Genomic DNA, 19,837 nt, shown 5'->3' on the forward strand with positions numbered 1-19,837 from the left:
GAGCAGTGAGGAGCGGGCGCGATGCTCACCGAGCAGGAACGGCACAAGGCCGCCGAGGCGCTGGCCGCGGCGGAGGCGGCACGCGCGCCGATCGCGCCGCTGACGGAGACCTTCCAGGGGCTCACCGCCGTCGACGCGTACGAGATCCAGCTCATCGGGATCCGTGGCCGCGTCGCCGCTGGCGAGCGGGTGCACGGCCACAAGGTCGGCCTGTCCTCGCCCGTCATGCAGCAGATGATGGGCGTCGACGAACCCGACTACGGCCACCTCCTGTCCACCATGGAGCTCACCGAGGGCACCCCCGTCCCCGCCGCCCGCTACTGCGCGCCGCGGATCGAGGTCGAGATCGGCTTCGTCCTCGGAGCAAGCCTCCCCGGCGAGGACTGCACCGTCGCCGACGTGCTCGCCGCCACCGAACGCGTCGTCCCCGCCCTGGAGTTGATCGACTCCCGGATCGCGGACTGGCGCATCTCCATCGGCGACACCATCGCCGACAACGCCTCCTCGGCCGGATACGTCGTCGGCGCCGGCCGTGCCCCCGCGGGCCTCGACCTGGGGGCCGTCGAGGCCCGGCTCACCGACGACACCGGCGCGGAGCTCGCCACCGGCCGCGGCGACGCCGTGCTCGGCGACCCCGCCGAGTCCGTCGCGTGGCTGGCCCGCACCGTCGCCCGGTTCGGCGTGCGCCTGGAGGCGGGGCACCTGATCCTGCCCGGCTCCTGCACCCGCGCCGTCGACATCGCGCCGGGCCGCACCTACACCGCCGACTTCACCGGGCTCGGCTCGGTGTCCCTTTCCTTCGAGTGAGGCTGAGTATGACGACCGTACGGAAGAAGGCGACCGCCGCCATCGTCGGCTCCGGCAACATCGGAACCGACCTTCTCTACAAGCTCCAGCGCTCGGAGCTCATCGAACCCCGCTGGATGATCGGCGTCGACCCGGCCAGCGAGGGCCTCGCCAAGGCCCGTGAGGCGGGCCTCGACGCCAGCCACGAAGGCGTCGACCGGCTGCTGGCCCAGGACGAGCTGCCCGACCTGGTCTTCGAGGCCACCAGCGCCTACGTGCACGCCGCGAACGCCCCGCGCTACAAGGAAGCCGGCATCCGGGCCATCGACCTGACGCCCGCCGCCATCGGCCCCGGCCTCGTGCCGCCCGCCAACCTCACCGCGCACCTCGACGCCGACAACGTCAACATGGTCACCTGCGGCGGCCAGGCCACCATCCCCATGGTGTACGCCGTCTCCCGCGTCGTGCCCGTCGCCTACGCCGAGATCGTCGCGTCCGTCGCCTCCGTGTCCGCGGGACCCGGCACCCGGCAGAACATCGACGAGTTCACCCGCACCACCTCGCGCGGCATCGAGCAGATCGGCGGCGCCCAGCGCGGCAAGGCGATCATCATCCTGAACCCGGCCGAGCCGCCCGTCATCATGCGCGACACCGTCTTCTGCGCGATCCCCGAGGACTGCGACCACGAGGCGATCGTGCGCAGCGTCAAGGAGGTCGCCGCCCAGGTCGCGGAGTACGTGCCCGGCTACCGGCTGCGCGCCGACCCGCAGTTCGACGCGCCCCGCCCCGAGAACGGCGGCATGGCCCGCGTCGCCCTCTTCCTGGAGGTCGAGGGCGCCGGCGACTTCCTGCCGCCCTACGCAGGAAACCTCGACATCATGACCGCCGCCGCGACCCGCGTCGGCGAGGAGTTCGCCCGCCGCATTCAGCAGGGGAGTGGCAAGTGACCATCGAAGCGCCCTACTCGGCGGAGCTCGACCTCCGCGTGACCGACTCGTCGCTGCGCGACGGCTCGCACGCCCACCGCCACCAGTTCACGGTGGAGAACGTCCGCTCGATCGTCACCGCCCTCGACGGTGCCGGTGTCCCCGTCATCGAGGTCACCCACGGCGACGGACTCGGCGGCTCCTCCTTCAACTACGGCTTCTCGCACACCCCCGAGCAGGAGCTCATCAAGACCGCCGTCGAGGCCGCCGAGCGCGCCAAGATCGCGTTCCTGATGCTGCCCGGACTCGGCGTCAAGGACGACATCCGCGCCGCGCAGGCCAACGGCGCCGACATCTGCCGCATCGCCACCCACTGCACCGAGGCCGACGTCAGCGAGCAGCACTTCCAGCTCGCCCGCGAGATGGGCCTGGAGACCGTCGGCTTCCTGATGATGGCCCACGCCACCACCCCGGAGAAGCTCGCGAAGCAGGCCCGCATCATGGCCGACGCCGGCTGCCAGTGCGTCTACGTCGTCGACTCGGCCGGCGCCCTCCTCATGGACGACGTCACCGACCGCGTCTCGGCCCTCGTCGCCGAGCTCGGCGACGACGCCCAGGTCGGCTTCCACGGCCACGAGAACCTCGGGCTCGGCGTCGGCAACTCCGTCGCCGCCGTGCGCGCGGGCGCCCGCCAGATCGACGGCTCCACCCGCCGCTTCGGCGCCGGCGCCGGCAACACGCCCGTCGAGGCGTTCGCCGCCGTCGCCGAGAAGTCCGGCTGGCGCACCGGCATCGACGTCCTGAAGATCATCGACGTGGCCGAGGACGTCGTACGGCCCGTCATGGACGACGAGTGCCTCCTCGACCGGATGTCCCTGCTCATCGGCTACGCCGGCGTCTACTCCTCGTTCCTCAAGCACGCCGACCGGCAGGCCGAGCGCTACGGCGTCTCCGGCGCCGAGATCCTCCTCGAAGCCGGCCGCCGCAAGCTCGTCGGCGGCCAGGAGGACCAGCTCATCGACATCGCCGTCTCCCTCGCGGCCCGTTCCTGAACCGTCCAGCAGACATTCGGAAGAGAAGGGTGTGAAGAACATGACCACCGACAACGACGTCCGCGTCATCGAGACCGGCACCGCCCCGGTCCGCTTCGCCCGCGGCTGGCACTGCCTGGGCCTCGCCGCGGACTTCCGTGACGGCAAGCCGCACGAGATCCAGGCCTTCGGCACCAAGCTCGTCGTCTTCCAGGGCGAGGACGACGGAGAGCTCCACGTCCTCAACGCCTACTGTCCCCACATGGGTGGCAACCTCGCCCACGGCACCGTCAAGGGCGACACCGTCGCCTGCCCGTTCCACGACTGGCGCTGGTCCGGCGACGGCAAGTGCGCCGCCATCCCGTACGCCCGCCGTGTCCCGCCGCGCGCCCGCACCCGCACCTGGCACGCCATGGAGCGCAACCGGCAGCTCTTCGTCTGGCACGACCCCGAGGGCAACCCGCCCCGCCCCGAGGAGGACATCCCCGAGATCGCGGGCATCCACGGCTCCGACGAGGAGCGGGCCCAGTGGTCCGACTGGCAGTGGAACACGATCACGATCGACGCCAACTGCCGCGAGATCGTCGACAACGTGGTCGACATGGCGCACTTCTACTACATCCACTACTCGTTCCCCGTCTACTTCAAGAACATCTTCGACGGGCACGTCGCCACCCAGCACATGCGCTCCGAGCCCCGCCCGGACATCGACCTCGGCTCCCTGTCCAGCGGCGCCATCCGCTCCGACGCCTCCTACTTCGGCCCCTCGTACATGATCGACTGGCTGTACACGGAGGTCGCGCCGGGCGCCGAGATGGAGTCCATCCTCATCAACTGCCACTACCCGGTGGGCCCGGACCGCTTCGTCCTCCAGTACGGCGCCATGGTCAAGAAGCTCCCCGGCATGAGTGACGCCGAGGCCGCCGAGGCCGCCCGCCTCACCAGCGAGGGCCTCGCCGTCGGCTTCGAGCAGGACGTCGAGATCTGGAAGAACAAGACCCGCATCGACAACCCGCTCCTCACCGAGGAGGACGGCCCCGTCTACCAACTGCGCCGCTGGTACGAGCAGTTCTACGTGGACGCCGCCGACGTCAAGGACGAGATGGTGCGCCGCTTCGAGTTCGAGATCGACACCCGCCGCGCCAACGAGAACTGGCGCGCCGAGGCCGAGGCCAACCTGGCCCTGCGCGCCGCCGCCGCCCAGCCCACGGAAGGAGACGGGGCATGACCCCCGTCGTCTGCGACACCTGCGGCAACCAGGTGCTCTGCGAGAAGTACAGCCCGGCCCACCTCCAGATCCAGTGGACGGCCGACACCGCCGCCGCCTGCCCGCGCATCGCGGCGCAGGCGGCCGGCGCCGCCGGGACCCCCGTCGCACGGGTCCCGGACTGCACCGCCCTGCGCACCGCGATCGACTCCGCCGTCGACACGGGCCGGCTGGAGGTGACCCGGCGTGAGCAGCCCTGACCTCCCGGGCGGCCCGCGCACCCTGAGCCTGCGCGTCGCCGAGATCGTCCCGGAGACCGAGGACGCCGTCACCGTCGTCCTCGACGCCCCGGAACTCGCGTACGCGCCCGGCCAGTTCCTCACCCTCCAGGTGCCCGGCGGCCACGCCCGCTGCTACTCCCTGTCCAGCTCCCCGCACACCGGCGAACTGCCCCGGGTCACGGTCAAGCACGTGCCCGGGGGCACCGGCTCCCACTGGGTCTGTCAGCAGCTGCGGGCCGGCGACACCGTCACCGCGCTCGCCCCGGCCGGCACCTTCACCCCGGCCGACCTCGACACCGACCTGCTGCTCGCCGCCGCGGGCAGCGGCATCACCCCGGTCCTGTCGATCGCCGCGTCGGTCCTCACCGCCGGCACCGGCCGCGTCACCCTGCTCTACGCCAACCGAGACGAGCGCTCCGTCATCCTGCGCGGCGCGCTCCAGGACCTGGCCGCCGCCCATCCGGGCCGGCTCACCGTCCTGCACTGGCTGGAGTCGCTCCAGGGCCTGCCCGCACCGGCGGCCCTCGGCCCGCTCCTCGCCCCGTACGGCGACCGGCCCGCCTACCTGTGCGGCCCGGCCCCCTTCATGGACGCGGCCGAGGAGGCCCTGCGCGGCGCGGGCGCCGGCGCCGTCCACCGGGAGCGGTACTTCTCCCTCTCCGGCGACGTGTTCACGGCTCCCGTGCCCGCGGTCTCGGCCTCGGCCGGTACGGGCCCCGCCTCCACCGCGATCGTCAGCCTCGACGGGGAGACGCACGAGGTGGCCTGGCCCGAGGACACCCCGCTGCTCGACGCGCTGCTCGCGGCCGGCGTCGACGCCCCGTTCTCCTGCCGCGAGGGCGCGTGCGCGGCCTGCACGTGCCGGGTCGTCACGGGTGACATCACCCTGATCCGCAACGAGGTCCTCGACGAACAGGACCTCAAGGAGGGCTACACCCTGGCCTGCCAGACGCTGCCGCGCAGTTCGCGGGTGTCGGTCGAGTATTGAGTGCGGGCCGGTGGGGGCGGGCCGCGCAGTTCCCCGCGCCCCTGAAATGCAGACGCTTCGCGTCGCATTTCCCCGACGCGCCGACGCGCCCCTGGAGGTAGCGCACGAAGTGCGCATCTCCAGGGGCGCGGGGAACTGCGCGACCAGCCACGACGTACCCGCAGACGCCGACGCTCGATCACATCCAGGAGTCCTGGCGCACCCAGCTCAACATGTTCGGCAGAGTCCGGTCCCCGGGCCCCATCGGCGCGACATCCGGCGCCTGAGCGAACCGCGCCGCACGACCCGGCCCGTGCAGATCCCGCCAGATCGCCCGCGCAGCAGCCCGCAGCCGGGCCTCCTGATGCTCGAGCCCCCGCTGCGGACCCAGCGAGGACAAGGACACGGCCGCAACAGCCCGCCCCGCCCCACGCAGCGGCACCGCCACACACACGAGCCCCGGGAACGACTCCTCCCGGTCATAGGCGAGCCCCGACGTCCGCACCCGCGAAAGCTCCGAGCAGAACACCGAGGCCCGGCTCACGGTCCGCGCAGTCCGCGGAGCGAGCCCCGCCGCGAGCACCCGCTCGATGTCCGCCTGGTCACCGAACGCCAGCATCGCCTTCCCCGCCGCCGTGGCGTGCGCGGGCAGCCGCGCCCCGACCCGCACCTGAGGCGTACGGTCGGCCCGATCGCCCGCGGACGACGGCAGCGAACCGGACCGCTCCAGACAGACGACGTCCGTCGCCCCGTCCAGCACGTACAGGTGCACCTGCTTGCCGGTCGCCTCGTGCAGCGCGTCCAGGTGCGGGGTGGCGGCCCGCACCAGCCGGTTGTGGTGCGCCGCAAGACCGCCGTGCTCCAGCATCCGCAGCCCGAGCCGGTAGTCCCGGCCCTCCCGGTCCAGCCAGCGCAGCTGCACCAGCTGGTCCAGGATGCGGTGCGCGGAGGTGCGCGACAGGCCCGACCGGTGGATGACGTCGGTGAGCGAGAGCCGGCCGCGACCGCCGTCGAACGCGGCGAGCACCTTCTCGGCCTTCTCGAGCAGAGACAGCGGAGCCACGGCAGCCTCAGGGGCCATTTCGAGCACAGCACACCCCCAAACGGGACAGAGCAAAGGGGTACGAACCGCCACGACGCGGTCGTCCTTCAGCGTTGAGGGGACCTTGCCACGTCAGGGGCTGACATGGGAAGAGAGCGGACACGGTGGATTTTCCGGGCCCGCCCCGCCACCGCTTCCCGCTCAGCGGGAACCCCGTCTGTCGCCCCGCCCCGGGCCGCGCCTACGGTCCCCTCACATTCACCCCACCGCCCCATCGTGAAGGTGCCTCACATGACCGAAGACTCCACCGCCGCAGTCCTCGCCTCGGTCCGCGCCCTCCTGCCCGCCGTCGCCGAGCGCGCCGCCGAGGCCGAGGAGCTGCGCAAGATCCCCGAGGCCACGGTCAAGGAACTGGCGTCCACCGGCTTCTTCCGGCTCCTGCAGCCCCAGCGGTACGGCGGACACGCCGCCGACCCGGCCGTCTTCTACGACTGCGTCAAGGAGATCGCCCAGGCCTGCGGCTACACCGGATGGGTCGCCTCCGTCCTCGGGGTCCACCCCTGGCACGTGGCGCTGTACGAGAAGGCCGCGCAGGACGAGGTCTGGGGCGAGAACGGCGAGCGCGCCGACACCCGCATCTCCTCCTCGTACGCCCCGACCGGCACCGCGGCCCGCGTCGACGGAGGCTTCCGGCTCAGCGGCCGCTGGCACTTCTCCTCGGGCTGCGACCACGCCCAGTGGATCATCCTGGGCGCCCTCGTCCCCGACGCCGACGGCAACCCGGTCGACATGCGCGCCTTCCTGCTGCCGCGCACCGACTACGAGATCAAGGACGTCTGGGACACCGTCGGCCTGCGCGGCACCGGCTCCAACGACATCCTCGTCGAGGACGTCTTCGTCCCCGAGCACCGCGCCCTGTCCTACGGCCCCGTCACCGCGCTGGCCGCCCCCGGCCTCGACATCAACCCCGAGCCGGTCTTCCGCCTCCCGTACGCCGCCGTCTTCACCACCACCATCTCCTCGCCGATCGTCGGCATCGCCCAGGGCGCCTGGGACGGCTTCGTCGCCGCCACCCGCGAGCGCATCCGCGTCTCCTACGGCCAGAAGGTCGCCGAGGACCCCTTCGCCCAGATCCGCCTCGCCCGCTCCGCCGGCGACATCGACGCCGCCTGGCGCCAACTGCGCGGAAACATCGGCGAGATGTACGAGATCGTGCGCGCCGGCGGCGAACTGAGCACCGAGCTGCGTGCCCGCGCCCGCCGCGACCAGGTCCTCGCCACCGAGCGCTGCGCCGCCGCCGTCGACCTGCTGATGGAGAACGCGGGCGGCAACGCCATGCGCACCGGCGCCGGCCCGGCCGGCGTCCAGCGCGCCTGGCGCGACATCCACACCGGCCGCGGCCACGCCGCCAACGACCCCGAGCGCGCCCTGCTGATGTTCGGTCAGGACGCCCTCGGCCTCGACGTCCAGGACGTGATGCTGTGACCCCCGCCCTCACCGCCGACTCCACCCGCCGCACCGTCAAGGCCGGCGGCCACACCCTCGCCTACCACGAGGCGGGCCCCGCCGACGGACCCGTGGTCGTCATGCTGCACGGCGGCGGCCCCGGCGCCTCCGGCTGGTCCAACTTCGGCGCCAACCTCGCCCCCTTCGCCGCCGCCGGCCTGCGCACGATCCTGCTCGACCAGCTCTGCTTCGGCGACAGCGACAAGCCCGAACTCGACACCGACTACTGGACCGCCTCCGCCCGCGCCACCGTCGCCCTCCTCGACGAACTCGGCATCCACCAGGCCGACTTCGTGGGCAACTCGCTCGGCGGCGGCACCGCCGCCCGGCTCGCCCTCGACTTCCCCGACCGCGTCGGCAAGCTCCTCCTGATGGGCCCCGGCGGCGTCACCCTCAACCTGTTCCACGCCGACCCCACCGAAGGCATCCAGCGGCTCTTCGACTTCAACATGTCGCCCGAGCCGACCCGCGACCAGATGCGGGCCTTCCTCTCCGTCCTCGCGTACGACCGGTCGATCATCACCGACGCCTTCGTCGAGGAGCGCTACCTGCGCGCCCTGGACCCCGAGGTCAAGCTCGGCGCCGCCCGCATGGGCGCCGCCTTCGCCAACCCGGCCTGGACCGAGCGCACCCAGCTGTGGCGCGACGCCCACCGCATCACCCACCCCACCCTGCTCACCTGGGGCCGCGAGGACCGCGTCAACCCGATCGACGGCGCCTTCGTCGCCCTCAAGGCGATGCCGAACGCCCGCCTCCACGTCTTCCCGCACTGCGGCCACTGGGCCCAGACCGAGCAGGCCGACGCGTTCAACCGCCTCGCCATCGACTTCTTCACCCACTGAACGACCTGACTACGTACGGGAGTTACGGATGGACATCCGCTCACTCGGCTATCTCCGCATCGAGACGACGGACCTCGCCGCCTGGCGCACCTACGTCCTGGACACCCTCGGCATGGTCGAGGCCCAGGGCAGCACCGACGAGCAGCTCAACGTCCGCATCGACGACCGCGTCCACCGCTTCCAGTTCGTCGCGGGCACCCAGGACCGCCTTGTCGCCGCCGGCTTCGAGGTGCCGAACGCCCGTGAACTCGCCCGCGTCGCGAGCGAGCTGGAGGCCGCCGGACACGCCGTCAAGGAAGGCGACGCCGCCACCCTCGCCGACCGCCGCGTCCAGGGCCTCCTCCACGTCAGCGACCCGGCCGGCAACCCGCTGGAGATCTACTGGGGCCAGGCCCAGGACCACAGCCCCCTCGGCACCCCCTACGGCAACCGCTTCGTCACCGGCACCACCAGCCCCACGACCGGCGACCTCGGCCTCGGCCACGTCGTCCTGCCGGCCGTCGAGATCGACGAGACCCTCGACTTCTACGAGAACCTCCTCGGCTTCCAGCTGCGCGACTCCATGCAGCTGCCCCCGGTCGCCGTCCCCACCGGCAAGCCCGGCCAGGACGCGTACCGCATGTACTTCCTGTCGCCCAACCGCCGCCACCACAGCCTCGGCCTCTACCCCGGCGCCCTGCCCCCCGGCATCGTCCACTTCATGGTCGAGCTGGAGACCCTCGACGACGTCGGCTACGGCCTGGACCGTATGAAGAAGGCCGGCATCCCGATCGCCTCGTCGCTCGGCCGTCACTCCAACGACCACATGGTCTCCTTCTACGCCCAGGCGCCCGGCGGCTTCCAGGTCGAGTACGGCTGGGACGGCCTGATCGTCGACCCCGCCACCTGGACCGCCAGGGAGATCACCTCCGACTCGCTGTGGGGCCACGAGTGGAACGGCTGAGCACCACCATGGCGCCGCCCGTCGATCCGGGGGAGTTCCGGGACGCCCTGTCCCGGTTCGCCTCCGGCGTCACCGTCGTCGCCGGCCTCGACGAGGCCGGCGCCCCGGCAGGACTCGCCTGCCAGTCCTTCGCCTCCCTCTCCCTCGACCCGCCGCTCGTGCTCTTCTGCGTCGCGCGCACCTCGTCCAGCTGGGCCCGGCTGCGGCCCACCGGACGGTTCGGCATCTCGGTGCTCGCCGAGGACCAGCGCGGCGAGTGCCGCACCCTCGGCTCCCGCTCCGCCGACAAGTTCGCCGACCTCGGCTGGCACACCGGCCACGACCCCGGCACCGTCCTGCTCGACGGCGCGCTCGCCCACCTCGAATGCATCGTGGAGCGCATCGCCGACGGCGGCGACCACGAGGTCGTCATCGGCCGCGTCACCGCCCTCACCACCCCGCGCCCCGACGGCCGGCCGCTGCTCTACTTCCGTTCCCGCTTCGGCACCGGCCGCTTCACCGAGGCCGGCCGCGGCGAACTGACGGACGAACACCCGGCCCTGTGGCTCTGAGCGTCCCCCCGGGTACGACAATGGGCGCGTGCCTACCAAGAAGAAGCCCCAGGCGACGACCGCCGCGCCCGAGCGGCGCGGCGAGCTGCTCCAGACCGCGGCCGAGGTCTTCGCCGAGCAGGGGTACAACGCCACCACCGTCCGCAAGATCGCCGATCACGCGGGCATGCTCGCCGGCAGCCTCTACTACCACTTCGACTCCAAGGAATCGATGCTGGAGGAGATCCTGCGCACGTTCCTCGACGAGCTGTGGTCCGGCTACGACACCGTGCTCGACGCGGACCTCGGCCCCCGGGAGACGCTCCAGGCGCTGGTCACCGAGTCCTTCCGGGAGATCGACCGGCACCGGCCCGCCGTCGCGATCTACCAGAAGGAGTCCCGCCACCTCGTCACCCAGGACCGCTTCGAGTTCCTCGCCGAGTCCCAGCGGCGCTTCGAGAAGACCTGGCTGACGACCCTGGAGCGGGGCGTCGCCGACGGCGTCTTCCGCGCCGACCTCGACATCCGGCTCACCTACCGGTTCGTGCGCGACACCGTGTGGGTCGCCGCGTCCTGGTACCGGCCCGGTGGACACCACAGTCCCGAGGAGATCGCACGCCAGTATCTGTCGATGGTTCTGGACGGGATCGCCACGCGGTGAAGGAGCGTGTTAGAGTCGATGGCGTTGCAGTTTTGGTACCCATAGACTTTATGTGCGCCTGACGGGAATGTTCCTCAGGCGCATTATTGTTTTCCGAGGTGTTCTCGGAATGGGAGCTGCTACCTGTTCAAGGAGAACAACATGGCCACCGGTACCGTTAAGTGGTTCAACTCGGAAAAGGGCTTCGGCTTCATCGAGCAGGACGGCGGCGGCGCCGACGTCTTCGCCCACTACTCGAACATCGCCACCTCGGGCTTCCGTGAGCTCCAGGAAGGCCAGAAGGTCACCTTCGACGTGACCCAGGGCCAGAAGGGCCCCCAGGCGGAGAACATCCTCCCCGCCTGATCACGCAGCACACGGGCCGGGGTCCGCACCTTGCGGTGCGGGCCCCGGTTCGCGTTGTCCCCGCCTGTTCCTGTCAGGCCTGTTCTGTCAGTCCCCGGAAGGCATGCCGCATGGCCAGCTCCCCCCGCCCGTCCCGCCGACGCAGTCCCCGCCCCGCGGCGGGTGGCCAGCGCCGCGCGCCCGAACAGCAGCGCAGGCGGCAGCCCAGCCCGCCGGCTGAGTTCACCATGCCGGAGAGCTCCACGCCCGCGCTGCCCCCGGCCGAGTCCTTCGACGTGCTCGACATGCCCGTCGCCCTCGTGAAGACCCTCGGTGAGCAGGGCGTCACCGAGCCGTTCCCGATCCAGGCCGCGACGCTGCCCAACTCGCTCGCCGGACGCGACCTGCTCGGCCGCGGCCGTACCGGCTCCGGCAAGACGCTCGCCTTCGGCCTTCCGCTGCTCGCCCGCACCTCGGGCCTGCGCGCCGAGCCGAAGCTGCCGCTGGCCCTCGTGCTCGTCCCCACGCGCGAGCTCGCCCAGCAGGTCACCGACGCCCTCACCCCGTACGCGACCGCGCTGCGGCTGCGTCTGGCGACCGTCGTCGGCGGCATGTCGATCTCCCGCCAGGCCGGCGCGCTGCGCCGCGGCGCCGAGGTCGTCGTCGCCACCCCCGGCCGTCTCAAGGACCTCATAGAGCGCGGCGACGTCGCCCTCGGCGAGGTGCGCATCACGGTCCTCGACGAGGCCGACCAGATGGCCGACATGGGCTTCATGCCGCAGGTCACCGCGCTGCTCAAGCAGGTCGCGCCGGGCGGCCAGACGATGCTCTTCTCCGCGACGCTCGACAAGAACGTGGACCGGCTCGTCCGCCAGTTCCTCACCGACCCCGTCGTGCACTCCGTCGACCCGTCGGCCGGCGCCGTCACGACGATGGAGCACCACGTCCTGCACGTGCTCGACGAGACCGACAAGAAGGCCGTCACGGCCCGGATCGCCGCCCGCGACGGGCGCGTCATCCTCTTCGTCGACACCAAGCGCTCCGCCGACCGGCTCGCCAAGCGGCTCCTCGGCACCGGCGTCCTCGCGGCCCCGCTGCACGGTGGCCGCAGCCAGCCGCAGCGCAACCGCACCCTGGAGCAGTTCAAGGACGGCCGCGTCACCGCGCTCGTCGCCACGAACGTCGCGGCGCGCGGCATCCACGTCGACGACCTCGACCTCGTCGTCAACGTCGACCCGCCCACCGAGCACAAGGACTACCTGCACCGCGGCGGCCGTACGGCCCGCGCCGGCGAGTCCGGCAGCGTCGTCACCCTCGTCCTGCCCGAGCAGAAGCGGGACGTGCAGCGGCTGATGCGGGACGCGGGGGTGCGCCCGCGCACCACCCAGGTCCGCTCCACGGACGAGGAGCTCGTCACCATCACGGGTGCGCGCGAGCCCTCCGGGGTTCCCGTCACCATCGTCGTGCCGGAACCTGCGGCTCCGGCGGCCTCTGCGAAGCCGCGCCGGTCGCGGGGCGGTCGAGGCGGGCGCTCCGGCGGGGCCGGTGGCCGTGCCGGTGGGTCGGCCGGGGGAGCCGGTGGCCGTTCCGGTGGGGCGTCCGGGGGAGCCGGGCGTCGCTCCGGCGGGGCCGGTTCGGGCGCCGGTGCCTCCGCGGGCACCGCGGCGCGCCCGCCCCGGAACCGCCGCCCCCGGCGTCCCGCTGCGGACTGATTCGTCTGCGGGCCGGTGGGGGCTGGTCGCGCAGTTCCCCGCGCCCCTGAAATGCAGACGCTTCGCGTCGCACTTCCCCGATGACAGGCGCCCCTGAGATGGCGCACGGAGTGCGCATCTCAGGGGCGCGGGGAACTGCGCGAGAAGCCCCACCGGGCCGGCACCCGGCGACGAGACCGGTCAGCCCACGAGCCGGCTCCGCAGAGCCCAGAGGTCCCGGCGATCAAGGCCCAGACCCCGCTCGACGTACCGCCCGAGGCTGCCGAAGTCCGTACGGACCTGGTCGAGCCCCGCCGCGAGGTACTCGACCCGCACCTCCTGGACCGGGATCAGAAGGTCCGGGTTCTGCATCATCCCCGCCGCCTTCAAACCCGCCCGGGTCCGCGCATCGGCCTCCGCCCGGAACCCGTTCGACGCCAGATAGTCGGACACGGCGTCCCGCGAAGCGACCCCGAGCACGCTGTGCAGCACGAACGCCAGCCACCCCGTACGGTCCTTGCCGGCCGTGCAGTGGAACAGCACCGCCCCGTCGCCCCGCGCAGCGTCCCGCAGGGTCTGCGCGAACGCCTCCCGCGTCACCGCGTCCGACGCGAACGTCCGGTACACGGCCCGCATCATCGCCGCCGCCCGGTCCCCGCCGAGCAGCGCCTCCTGCCGCGCCGGATCCTTGGACCCGATCGCCGCGATGAGCTGCGCCGACATCCCCCCGTCGGATATCGGCCGGGAGACCGCGGCGGCAGCGGCCGGCAGCCGGTCGGCGCCGTCCATCCGGACCTCGAACGGCACCCGGAAGTCGACCGCCCGCCGCAGCCCCAGCCCCGCCAGCGCCGCGACATCCGCGTCGGTCAGCTTGCCGAGGGCGTCGGCCCGGTACACGTGCCCGTACCGCACCCGGCCGCCGTAGCGGGCCCGGTACCCACCGAGGTCGCGGACGTTCACCGCGCCCTGGAGCGGGATCTGCCGGATCGGCGGCGCAGCGGACAAGAGCCGGTCGTGCGCGACGGCGGCGCCCGCCGGAGCGAGCGCCGCCGCCGTGGCCACGCCGAGCGTGACCCCGAGCACCCGGCGCCGGGAGGGCGCCGTGATGTCGGCCTGAGGAGCGTGCATACCTGAACTCCCTTGCAGGAAGCGGCCGTCCGACGGCCGCCCCGCTGACCGGGGGCCGCCGGGCGGCCCACGGTTCACCCTGGTGTCGGCAGGGTGTGGAGCACGTGCCGGGCCTCGGCCATCACACGGTCGACGAGCTCGGCACAGCTGGGCAGGTCCTCGATGAGCCCCGCGACCTGCCCGGACGCCATCACGCCGAGGTCCGTACGGCCCTCGACCATGGACGCCTTGAGGAGCATCGGCGTGTTCGCCGCCAGCAGGACCTGACTCCAGGACAGGTCCTTGCCGTGCTTCATCGCGAGCCCGTCCCGCACCATCTGCGGCCAGGACAGACCCGAGAGCTTCTTGAACCCGGCGGCCCGGCGCACGGCCTGGAGCAGGGCGCGTGCGCGCCCCGCGTTCTCCAGCGCGTCCACCAGGTCGGTGCGCAGCATCCGGTGCGGCAGTCCGTCGACCGCCGTCGTCACCGTCACGTCCTTGACCGAGGCCGCCAGGTACTTGGCCTTCACCGCGTCCGGCACGGTGGAGTCCGAGGTCAGCAGGAAGCGGGTGCCCATCGCGACGCCCGCCGCCCCGTACGCGAGCGCGGCGACCAGGCCGCGCCCGTCACGGAAGCCGCCCGCGCCGACGACCGGGATGTCGACCGCGTCCACGACCTGCGGAAGCAGCACCGACGTGGCCACCTCCCCGGTGTGGCCGCCGCCCTCGCCGCCCTGCACGATCACCGCGTCCGCACCCCACGCCGCGACCTTCTCGGCGTGCCGGCGCGCCCCGATGGACGGGATGACGACGACGCCCGCGTCCTTCAGCTCGGCGATCAGCTCCTTGGACGGCGCGAGCGCGAAGGACGCCACCTTCACACCCTCGTCGACGATGATCTTCACGCGGTCGCGCGCGTCGCCCGCGTCCGCCCGCAGGTTCACCCCGAAGGGCTGGTCCGTGCGGGACTTCACCTCCCGCACCGCCGACCGCAGTTGGTCGACGGTCATCGTGGCGGAGGCGAGGACACCGAGCGCGCCCGCGTTCGCCGCCGCCGAGACCAGGCGGGGGCCCGCGACCCAGCCCATGCCGGTCTGCACGATGGGGTGACGCACCCCGGTGAGCTTGGTGAACGCCGTGGGGAGGGTGAAATCCGCGCTGTCGCTCATGCCGACCGGACCTCCCGCTCGCGCAGCGACTTCGGGTCGACGACCTCACGGATCAGCCGCAGCTCCTCGGCCGTCGGCTTCCGCGTGAACGGCACCTCGCCGCCCTCCGGCAGCGCGAGCGCGAACCCGGTGGCCTCCCGCACCTCCTCGACCGTGACCCCGGGGTGCACGGACGCGATCCGCATCGTGTGGTCCGGCGTCTCGAAGTCGAGCACCGCCAGGTTCGTCACCACGCGCGGGATGCGGTGGAAGCGGGTGGCGGAGGGGCCGGCCGCGGCGGCGCTGTCGTAGCCCACCCCGCTGATCATGTCGACCTTCTCGACGAACACGCGCGGGCTGTGCTTGGGCACCCAGTAACTCACCGGATTGTTCAGCGTGTTCACCGGCGCGCCGCGCACGCCGAGGAGCTGGCGGTCGGGGCGCTCCCAGTCGCCGATGCACGAGATGTTCTGGTTCCCGAACCGGTCGATCTGGCTCGCGCCCATCATCACGTGACGCCGGCCGCCGGTCACGAAGGTGAGGTGCTGGCGGTACGGCAGCCAGCCCTCGGCCGCGCCGTCGAGCCCGACCAGCAGGGCCTCGCCGTCGGTGAGCAGCAGGTCGGGGGAGAAGGTCCGCTTGGCGAGCCGGGCCCCGAAGCCGGGGATCAGGCCCATCGGGCTGGCCAGCACCTCCCCGTTGTCCCGCCAGGCGTCGGCGCAGGCGATCACGCAGTACTCGGCCCGGGTCGCGGGCGGGGCGGCGGTCTCGGTGGTGGTCACTTCTGCTCCTCGTGCCAGGCCTGGACGGCGGACTGGTACTGCTTCTCGTCACCGCCGGGCGGCAGGAACCGCTCGGCGAACTCGGCCCAGGGCGTGCTCGCGTAGAGCTTCTGGAAGGCCTCGTCCCGGCCGTAGTCCGGCGCGCACGTGGTGAAGTCCGCGCCGTGCGGCGCCTCCACCACACCCGTCACCACATGCCGCTTGATCAGCAGCGACTGCGGCGGCGCCTCGTCCCCGAACCCGTCGACGAGGCGCTCGCAGGACACGTACGCCTCGTCCGCGGCCTCGCAGAACAGGTCGTCGAAGTACGGGTCGGGGCCCAGGTACTGGCCGTTGCCCCGGCGGTCCGCGCGGTTCATGTGCACCAGGGCCGCGTCCAGGCGCAGCGCGGGCATCGCGACGAACGTCTCCCCGTCCTCGTAGGGCGAGGTGACCGTGCGCAGCTCCGGATTGACCCGCATGACGTCCGAGCCGAGGCCGGCCCGCACGGGCAGGAAGGGCAGCCGGTTCGCCGCGGCGTGCAGGCCCCACATGAACATCGCCTCGTCGATCTCCGTCATCTCGAAGGCGCCGCTCTGGCGGGCCGCCCTGAAGTGCGGCTCCAGCGGGATCGAGTCGAGCGTCACGAACGCGGCCACCAGCTTGCGGATCTTGCCCGCGGCGGCCAGCATCCCGACGTCCGGGCCCCCGTACGAGACCACGGTCAGATCCGTGAGGTCACTGCGCAGCAGCGCCCGGACCAGCGCCATCGGCTTGCGGCGCGAACCCCAGCCGCCGATGCCGATCGTCATGCCGGAGCGCAGCCGGCCGACCACCTCGTCAGGCGTCATGAGCTTGTCGGTCTTGTCGGTCATGGTCACTCGGCTCCCTGTCCGAAGGTGTCGCGCACCCGGTCGGCGACCCCGCTGAGATTGGCCTCGAAGGTGAAGCCCTGCTCGTAGCGGTAGCTGCGGTGCACGTCCACGGGGTCGATCCCGTTGAGCGCGGACTTGGCGAGGCGGATGAGATAGCCGTCCTTGCGGGCGATGTCCCACGCCAGCTCCAGCGCCGCCTCGCGCAACTCGGAGCGCGGCACGACCTTCCACACCGAACCGTGCGCGTGCAGCTCGGCCGCCGTGGCGGTGCGCGAGGTGTAGAAGAGGGCGCGCATCAGGTGCTGCGGCACCAGGCGGGCCAGGTGCGTGGCCGCGCCGAGCGCGCCGCGGTCCAGCTCGGGCAGGCCGAACGTGGCGTCGTCACTGGCCACGATCGCGTCCGCGTTGCCCACGAGTCCGATGCCTCCGCCCAGGCAGAAGCCGCCCACAGCCGCGATCACCGGGACCTCGCACTGGTACACGGCGGAGAAGGCCTCGTAGCAGCCCCTGTTGGCGCCGATCAGCGCGCGGTGGCCACCGCCGGGAGACGCGGTCTCGCGCTGCATCTCCTTGATGTCCACTCCCGCGTTGAACCCACGGCTGTGCTCGGCCGCGGTGAGGATCACGCAGCGCACGTCGGGATCGCGGCCGGCGGCGCGCACCGCGTCGGCGAGGTCGTACCAGCCCTGCACCGGCAGTGCGTTGACCGGAGGGAAGTCCACCGTGACGACGGAGATCCCTTTTTCGGGTGAGGAGGTGGAGACACCCATGGCGTGCAGCTACCTTTCCACCTAACGTTTGTTTGGTAGGTCATGACCGTAGCAGGTGACGGAGGCCGGCGGAATGGGTCGGGGAGAGGGGTCCGGGATGGATCTGAGCGGACGGGTCGCCGTCGTGACGGGCGGCACCAGGGGAGTGGGGGCGGGGATAGCGCGCGCCTTCACCCGGGCCGGGGCGAAGGTGGTGGTCTGCGCGCGCAGACCACCCGAAGTCCCGGTCGAGGGTTGCGAGTTCGCGCAGGTGGACCTGCGCGACACGGCCGCGGTGCAGGAGTTCTTCGGAGGCCTGGAGCGGCTGGACGTACTGGTGAACAACGCGGGCGGCACCCCGTACCGGCTCCTCGGCGAGACGGACGCGGAGCGGCACGCGCGCGTGATCGAGCTGAACCTGACGGCGCCGCTCACGGCGTCCCTGGCCGCCCGCGAGAAGCTCGCGGCGGCGCGCGGCTCGATCGTCATGATCGGCAGCGTCAGCGGCACCCGCCCCTCCCCGGGCTCGGCCGCGTACGGGGCGGCCAAGGCGGGCCTGGAGAACCTGGCGCGGTCGATGGCCGTGGAATGGGCCCCGGACATCAGGGTGAACACGCTGGTGCTCGGCATGGTCCGCACCGAACTGTCGGCCCTGCACTACGGGGACGAGGAGGGCATCGCCGCCGTCGGCGCGACGGTGCCCCTGGGGCGGCTCGCCGAGCCCCGGGAGATCGGCGAGGCGGCGGTGTTCCTGGCGTCGGACGCCGCCGCGTACATCAGCGGGGCGAGCCTGCTCGTGCACGGTGGCGGCGAGCGCCCCGCGTTCCTCGACGCGGCAACGGTCAACAAGGAGGCGTGAGATGACGGATTCTGCGGCTACTGAAGCGGTGGGTTCGGGTGGGCTGTGCGCGGGGCGCGTGGTGGCCGTGACCGGCGCGGGCCGGGGCCTCGGCCGCGCGCACGCGCTGGCCTTCGCGGCGGAGGGCGCCAAGGTCGTGGTGAACGACCTGGGCGTCGGCCTCGACGGCGCGCCCGCCCCCGACAGCCCGGCGGCCCTGGTCGTCGAGGAGATCCGCGCGGCGGGCGGCGAGGCCGTGGCCCACGGAGGCGACATAGCGACATCGGAGGGGGCGGCCTCGCTGGTCGCCGCCGCCGTCGACGCCTTCGGCCGCCTCGACACCCTCGTGAACAACGCGGGATTCCTGCGCGACCGCATGCTGGTGAATCTGGCGGAGGACGACTGGGACGCGGTCATGCGCGTCCACCTCAAGGGCCACTTCCTGCCCCTGCAGGCCGCCGCCGCGCACTGGCGGGCCGAGGCCAAGGCGGGCCGCACGCCGGTCGCCCGCGTCGTCAACACCTCGTCCGGGGCGGGCCTGCTGGGCTCGGTCGGCCAGGGCAACTACAGCGCGGCGAAGGCCGGCATCCTCGGCCTGACCCTGGTCGCGTCCGCGGAGATGGCGCGCTACGGGGTGCAGGTCAACGCGATCGCGCCGGCCGCCCGCACCCGGATGACCGAGGCCACCTTCGCCGACACGATGGCCGCCCCCGAGGACGGCGCCTTCGACGCGATGGCTCCGGAGAACGTGTCGCCGCTCGTGGTCTGGCTCGGCTCCGGCGCCGCCAGCGACGGCGTCACGGGCCGGGTCTTCGAGGTCGAGGCCGGCCGCATCACGGTGATGGAGGGCTGGCGCCCCGGCCCGACCGTCGACAAGGCCGAGCGCTGGACGCCCTCCGGCGCGGGGGACGCGGCCCGCGACCTGCTCGCGCGCGCCGAGACGCCGGGGGCCGTGTACGGGGCCTCCTGACCTGCGCTTTCGCCGGAGCCCCGGCCGGGTCACTCCGGCCGGGTCGCTCGGGCCGGCCGGGTCACTCCGGCTGGGGGAGGCGGGCGGCGGCGTCGCGTTGCAGCGCCGCCGTCACCGCCAGGAACCGCGTCACCGTCCGCAGTTCCTCCGTGCTGAACTCCTCGCACGCCGCGACGACGTCACGGGCCCAGTCGTCGAAGAACGCGGCGAGCTCGGTGATCTTCTCCCGCTGGAGTTCCACGACCACGCGCCGCTTGTCCGTGGCGTGCTTGACCCGTCGTACGAAGCCCTTGGCGGCGAGCCGGTCCACCAGGCCCGTCACCGAGGCGGGGGCCAGTCCCGTGTACTCCACCAGGTCCTTCGCGGTGAGCGCCCCGTGCTTGGCCAGCAGGTCCAGCGTCTTGCTCTCGGTCGGACTGAGGCCCTGAGACGCGGCGACGGCGGTGTGGAACATGATCGTCGCCGCGCTCTGCTCCCGCCCCGTCTCCATCATCTCCTTGAGGACGGACTCCCGGTCGTCGCCGCCCGGCCCCGGCTCGGCCCGCTCGCTCTTCTCGTCGCTCGTCATACGGTCCAGGCTAGCCAATATTTCGTTCGCCCGAAAGAAAGGGTTGCGATCACGGGAGTGCCGGTGCAAGTATTTCGTTAGTCC

22 protein-coding genes are annotated in these 19,837 nt (G+C 72.5%); 15 read left to right on the forward strand and 7 right to left on the reverse strand.

What is annotated here, in order from left to right; all coding sequences use genetic code 11:
- Positions 1 to 21: 21 nt before the first annotated feature.
- The 6 genes from ACZ4E1_RS02305 to ACZ4E1_RS02330 are packed head-to-tail and all read left to right on the forward strand — an operon-like array spanning position 22 to position 5,219.
- Complete coding sequence (locus ACZ4E1_RS02305) at positions 22 to 807, forward strand: 2-keto-4-pentenoate hydratase (RefSeq protein ID WP_467534984.1); 786 nt, start codon at positions 22 to 24, stop codon at positions 805 to 807.
- Between the two features lie 8 nt (positions 808 to 815).
- Positions 816 to 1,733 carry an acetaldehyde dehydrogenase (acetylating) gene (locus tag ACZ4E1_RS02310; RefSeq protein ID WP_467534986.1) on the forward strand — a complete coding sequence of 306 codons (918 nt, stop codon included), beginning with the start codon at positions 816 to 818 and terminating at the stop codon, positions 1,731 to 1,733.
- Complete coding sequence (gene dmpG, locus ACZ4E1_RS02315; RefSeq protein ID WP_467534988.1) at positions 1,730 to 2,764, forward strand: 4-hydroxy-2-oxovalerate aldolase; 1,035 nt, start codon at positions 1,730 to 1,732, stop codon at positions 2,762 to 2,764. Before ACZ4E1_RS02310 ends, dmpG begins: the two co-directional genes overlap by 4 nt.
- A gap of 40 nt (positions 2,765 to 2,804) precedes the next feature.
- Entirely contained in the window at positions 2,805 to 3,971 is a 1,167-nt protein-coding gene (locus tag ACZ4E1_RS02320) for a Rieske 2Fe-2S domain-containing protein (RefSeq protein ID WP_467534989.1), read from the forward strand.
- The gene (locus ACZ4E1_RS02325) at positions 3,968 to 4,210 is read left to right on the forward strand and encodes a hypothetical protein (RefSeq protein ID WP_467534990.1); all 243 of its coding nucleotides are present in this window, start codon (positions 3,968 to 3,970) and stop codon (positions 4,208 to 4,210) included. The genes ACZ4E1_RS02320 and ACZ4E1_RS02325 overlap by 4 nt, the downstream gene beginning before the upstream one ends.
- Complete coding sequence (locus tag ACZ4E1_RS02330; protein WP_467534992.1) at positions 4,197 to 5,219, forward strand: 2Fe-2S iron-sulfur cluster-binding protein; 1,023 nt, start codon at positions 4,197 to 4,199, stop codon at positions 5,217 to 5,219. Before ACZ4E1_RS02325 ends, ACZ4E1_RS02330 begins: the two co-directional genes overlap by 14 nt.
- 178 nt (positions 5,220 to 5,397) lie before the next feature.
- Here the strand turns inward: ACZ4E1_RS02330 and ACZ4E1_RS02335 are convergent, their stop codons facing one another.
- Complete coding sequence (locus tag ACZ4E1_RS02335; RefSeq protein WP_467534995.1) at positions 5,398 to 6,261, reverse strand: IclR family transcriptional regulator; 864 nt, start codon at positions 6,259 to 6,261, stop codon at positions 5,398 to 5,400.
- Positions 6,262 to 6,531: 270 nt separating this feature from the next.
- Between ACZ4E1_RS02335 and hsaA the strand changes: the two genes are divergently transcribed.
- From hsaA to ACZ4E1_RS02370, 7 genes are all read left to right on the forward strand, one after another.
- Positions 6,532 to 7,725, forward strand: a complete 1,194-nt coding sequence (gene hsaA / locus ACZ4E1_RS02340; protein WP_467534996.1) for a 3-hydroxy-9,10-secoandrosta-1,3,5(10)-triene-9,17-dione monooxygenase oxygenase subunit — start codon at positions 6,532 to 6,534, stop codon at positions 7,723 to 7,725.
- The gene (hsaD, locus tag ACZ4E1_RS02345) at positions 7,722 to 8,588 is read left to right on the forward strand and encodes a 4,5:9,10-diseco-3-hydroxy-5,9,17-trioxoandrosta-1(10),2-diene-4-oate hydrolase (protein ID WP_467534997.1); all 867 of its coding nucleotides are present in this window, start codon (positions 7,722 to 7,724) and stop codon (positions 8,586 to 8,588) included. The genes hsaA and hsaD overlap by 4 nt, the downstream gene beginning before the upstream one ends.
- A gap of 28 nt (positions 8,589 to 8,616) precedes the next feature.
- Positions 8,617 to 9,531, forward strand: a complete 915-nt coding sequence (locus tag ACZ4E1_RS02350) for a VOC family protein (RefSeq protein WP_467534999.1) — start codon at positions 8,617 to 8,619, stop codon at positions 9,529 to 9,531.
- Positions 9,519 to 10,082 (forward strand): flavin reductase family protein, encoded by a 564-nt coding sequence (locus ACZ4E1_RS02355; RefSeq protein WP_467535000.1) that lies wholly within the window; start codon positions 9,519 to 9,521, stop codon positions 10,080 to 10,082. The genes ACZ4E1_RS02350 and ACZ4E1_RS02355 overlap by 13 nt, the downstream gene beginning before the upstream one ends.
- A gap of 28 nt (positions 10,083 to 10,110) precedes the next feature.
- The gene (locus tag ACZ4E1_RS02360) at positions 10,111 to 10,722 is read left to right on the forward strand and encodes a TetR/AcrR family transcriptional regulator (protein WP_188339495.1); all 612 of its coding nucleotides are present in this window, start codon (positions 10,111 to 10,113) and stop codon (positions 10,720 to 10,722) included.
- A gap of 141 nt (positions 10,723 to 10,863) precedes the next feature.
- A complete protein-coding gene (locus ACZ4E1_RS02365; protein WP_005318814.1) occupies positions 10,864 to 11,067 on the forward strand; it encodes a cold-shock protein in 204 nt (67 codons plus the stop codon).
- A 110-nt stretch (positions 11,068 to 11,177) separates the two neighbouring features.
- Complete coding sequence (locus tag ACZ4E1_RS02370) at positions 11,178 to 12,758, forward strand: DEAD/DEAH box helicase (RefSeq protein WP_467535003.1); 1,581 nt, start codon at positions 11,178 to 11,180, stop codon at positions 12,756 to 12,758.
- Between the two features lie 180 nt (positions 12,759 to 12,938).
- On the opposite strand, the gene ACZ4E1_RS02375 is transcribed toward ACZ4E1_RS02370, so the two are convergent.
- From ACZ4E1_RS02375 to ACZ4E1_RS02395, 5 genes are all read right to left on the reverse strand, one after another.
- Positions 12,939 to 13,865, reverse strand: a complete 927-nt coding sequence (locus tag ACZ4E1_RS02375) for a tyrosine-protein phosphatase (protein ID WP_467535005.1) — start codon at positions 13,863 to 13,865, stop codon at positions 12,939 to 12,941.
- A gap of 74 nt (positions 13,866 to 13,939) precedes the next feature.
- Complete coding sequence (locus tag ACZ4E1_RS02380; protein WP_467535006.1) at positions 13,940 to 15,013, reverse strand: NAD(P)H-dependent flavin oxidoreductase; 1,074 nt, start codon at positions 15,011 to 15,013, stop codon at positions 13,940 to 13,942.
- Positions 15,010 to 15,774, reverse strand: coding sequence for a CoA-transferase subunit beta (locus ACZ4E1_RS02385; protein ID WP_467535007.1), 765 nt, complete (start codon positions 15,772 to 15,774; stop codon positions 15,010 to 15,012). Before ACZ4E1_RS02385 ends, ACZ4E1_RS02380 begins: the two co-directional genes overlap by 4 nt.
- Positions 15,771 to 16,628, reverse strand: coding sequence for a CoA transferase subunit A (locus ACZ4E1_RS02390; RefSeq protein ID WP_467535008.1), 858 nt, complete (start codon positions 16,626 to 16,628; stop codon positions 15,771 to 15,773). Before ACZ4E1_RS02390 ends, ACZ4E1_RS02385 begins: the two co-directional genes overlap by 4 nt.
- Positions 16,629 to 16,630: 2 nt before the next feature.
- A complete protein-coding gene (locus tag ACZ4E1_RS02395) occupies positions 16,631 to 17,398 on the reverse strand; it encodes an enoyl-CoA hydratase family protein (protein WP_467535010.1) in 768 nt (255 codons plus the stop codon).
- 97 nt (positions 17,399 to 17,495) lie between these two features.
- Between ACZ4E1_RS02395 and ACZ4E1_RS02400 the strand changes: the two genes are divergently transcribed.
- The gene (locus ACZ4E1_RS02400) at positions 17,496 to 18,236 is read left to right on the forward strand and encodes an SDR family oxidoreductase (RefSeq protein WP_467535011.1); all 741 of its coding nucleotides are present in this window, start codon (positions 17,496 to 17,498) and stop codon (positions 18,234 to 18,236) included.
- Position 18,237: 1 nt separating this feature from the next.
- A complete protein-coding gene (locus ACZ4E1_RS02405; RefSeq protein ID WP_467535013.1) occupies positions 18,238 to 19,185 on the forward strand; it encodes an SDR family oxidoreductase in 948 nt (315 codons plus the stop codon).
- A 61-nt stretch (positions 19,186 to 19,246) separates the two neighbouring features.
- Here ACZ4E1_RS02405 and ACZ4E1_RS02410 read toward each other — a convergent pair whose 3' ends face one another.
- Positions 19,247 to 19,753, reverse strand: coding sequence for a MarR family winged helix-turn-helix transcriptional regulator (locus tag ACZ4E1_RS02410; protein ID WP_467535015.1), 507 nt, complete (start codon positions 19,751 to 19,753; stop codon positions 19,247 to 19,249).
- Positions 19,754 to 19,837: the final 84 nt, after the last annotated feature.

Source organism: Streptomyces sp. NPDC025806 (genome assembly GCF_055558275.1).

Coding starts and splice junctions, on each gene's coding strand:
- ACZ4E1_RS02320 (WP_467534989.1), top strand. CDS start 2,805: ATGACCACCGACAACGACGTCCGCGTCATCGAGACCGGCACCGCCCCG.
- ACZ4E1_RS02405 (WP_467535013.1), top strand. CDS start 18,238: ATGACGGATTCTGCGGCTACTGAAGCGGTGGGTTCGGGTGGGCTGTGC.
- hsaA (WP_467534996.1), top strand. CDS start 6,532: ATGACCGAAGACTCCACCGCCGCAGTCCTCGCCTCGGTCCGCGCCCTC.
- ACZ4E1_RS02310 (WP_467534986.1), top strand. CDS start 816: ATGACGACCGTACGGAAGAAGGCGACCGCCGCCATCGTCGGCTCCGGC.
- ACZ4E1_RS02380 (WP_467535006.1), bottom strand. CDS start 15,013: ATGAGCGACAGCGCGGATTTCACCCTCCCCACGGCGTTCACCAAGCTC.
- ACZ4E1_RS02390 (WP_467535008.1), bottom strand. CDS start 16,628: ATGACCGACAAGACCGACAAGCTCATGACGCCTGACGAGGTGGTCGGC.
- ACZ4E1_RS02400 (WP_467535011.1), top strand. CDS start 17,496: ATGGATCTGAGCGGACGGGTCGCCGTCGTGACGGGCGGCACCAGGGGA.
- ACZ4E1_RS02365 (WP_005318814.1), top strand. CDS start 10,864: ATGGCCACCGGTACCGTTAAGTGGTTCAACTCGGAAAAGGGCTTCGGC.
- ACZ4E1_RS02350 (WP_467534999.1), top strand. CDS start 8,617: ATGGACATCCGCTCACTCGGCTATCTCCGCATCGAGACGACGGACCTC.
- ACZ4E1_RS02395 (WP_467535010.1), bottom strand. CDS start 17,398: ATGGGTGTCTCCACCTCCTCACCCGAAAAAGGGATCTCCGTCGTCACG.
- ACZ4E1_RS02305 (WP_467534984.1), top strand. CDS start 22: ATGCTCACCGAGCAGGAACGGCACAAGGCCGCCGAGGCGCTGGCCGCG.
- ACZ4E1_RS02325 (WP_467534990.1), top strand. CDS start 3,968: ATGACCCCCGTCGTCTGCGACACCTGCGGCAACCAGGTGCTCTGCGAG.
- ACZ4E1_RS02375 (WP_467535005.1), bottom strand. CDS start 13,865: ATGCACGCTCCTCAGGCCGACATCACGGCGCCCTCCCGGCGCCGGGTG.
- ACZ4E1_RS02370 (WP_467535003.1), top strand. CDS start 11,178: ATGGCCAGCTCCCCCCGCCCGTCCCGCCGACGCAGTCCCCGCCCCGCG.
- ACZ4E1_RS02410 (WP_467535015.1), bottom strand. CDS start 19,753: ATGACGAGCGACGAGAAGAGCGAGCGGGCCGAGCCGGGGCCGGGCGGC.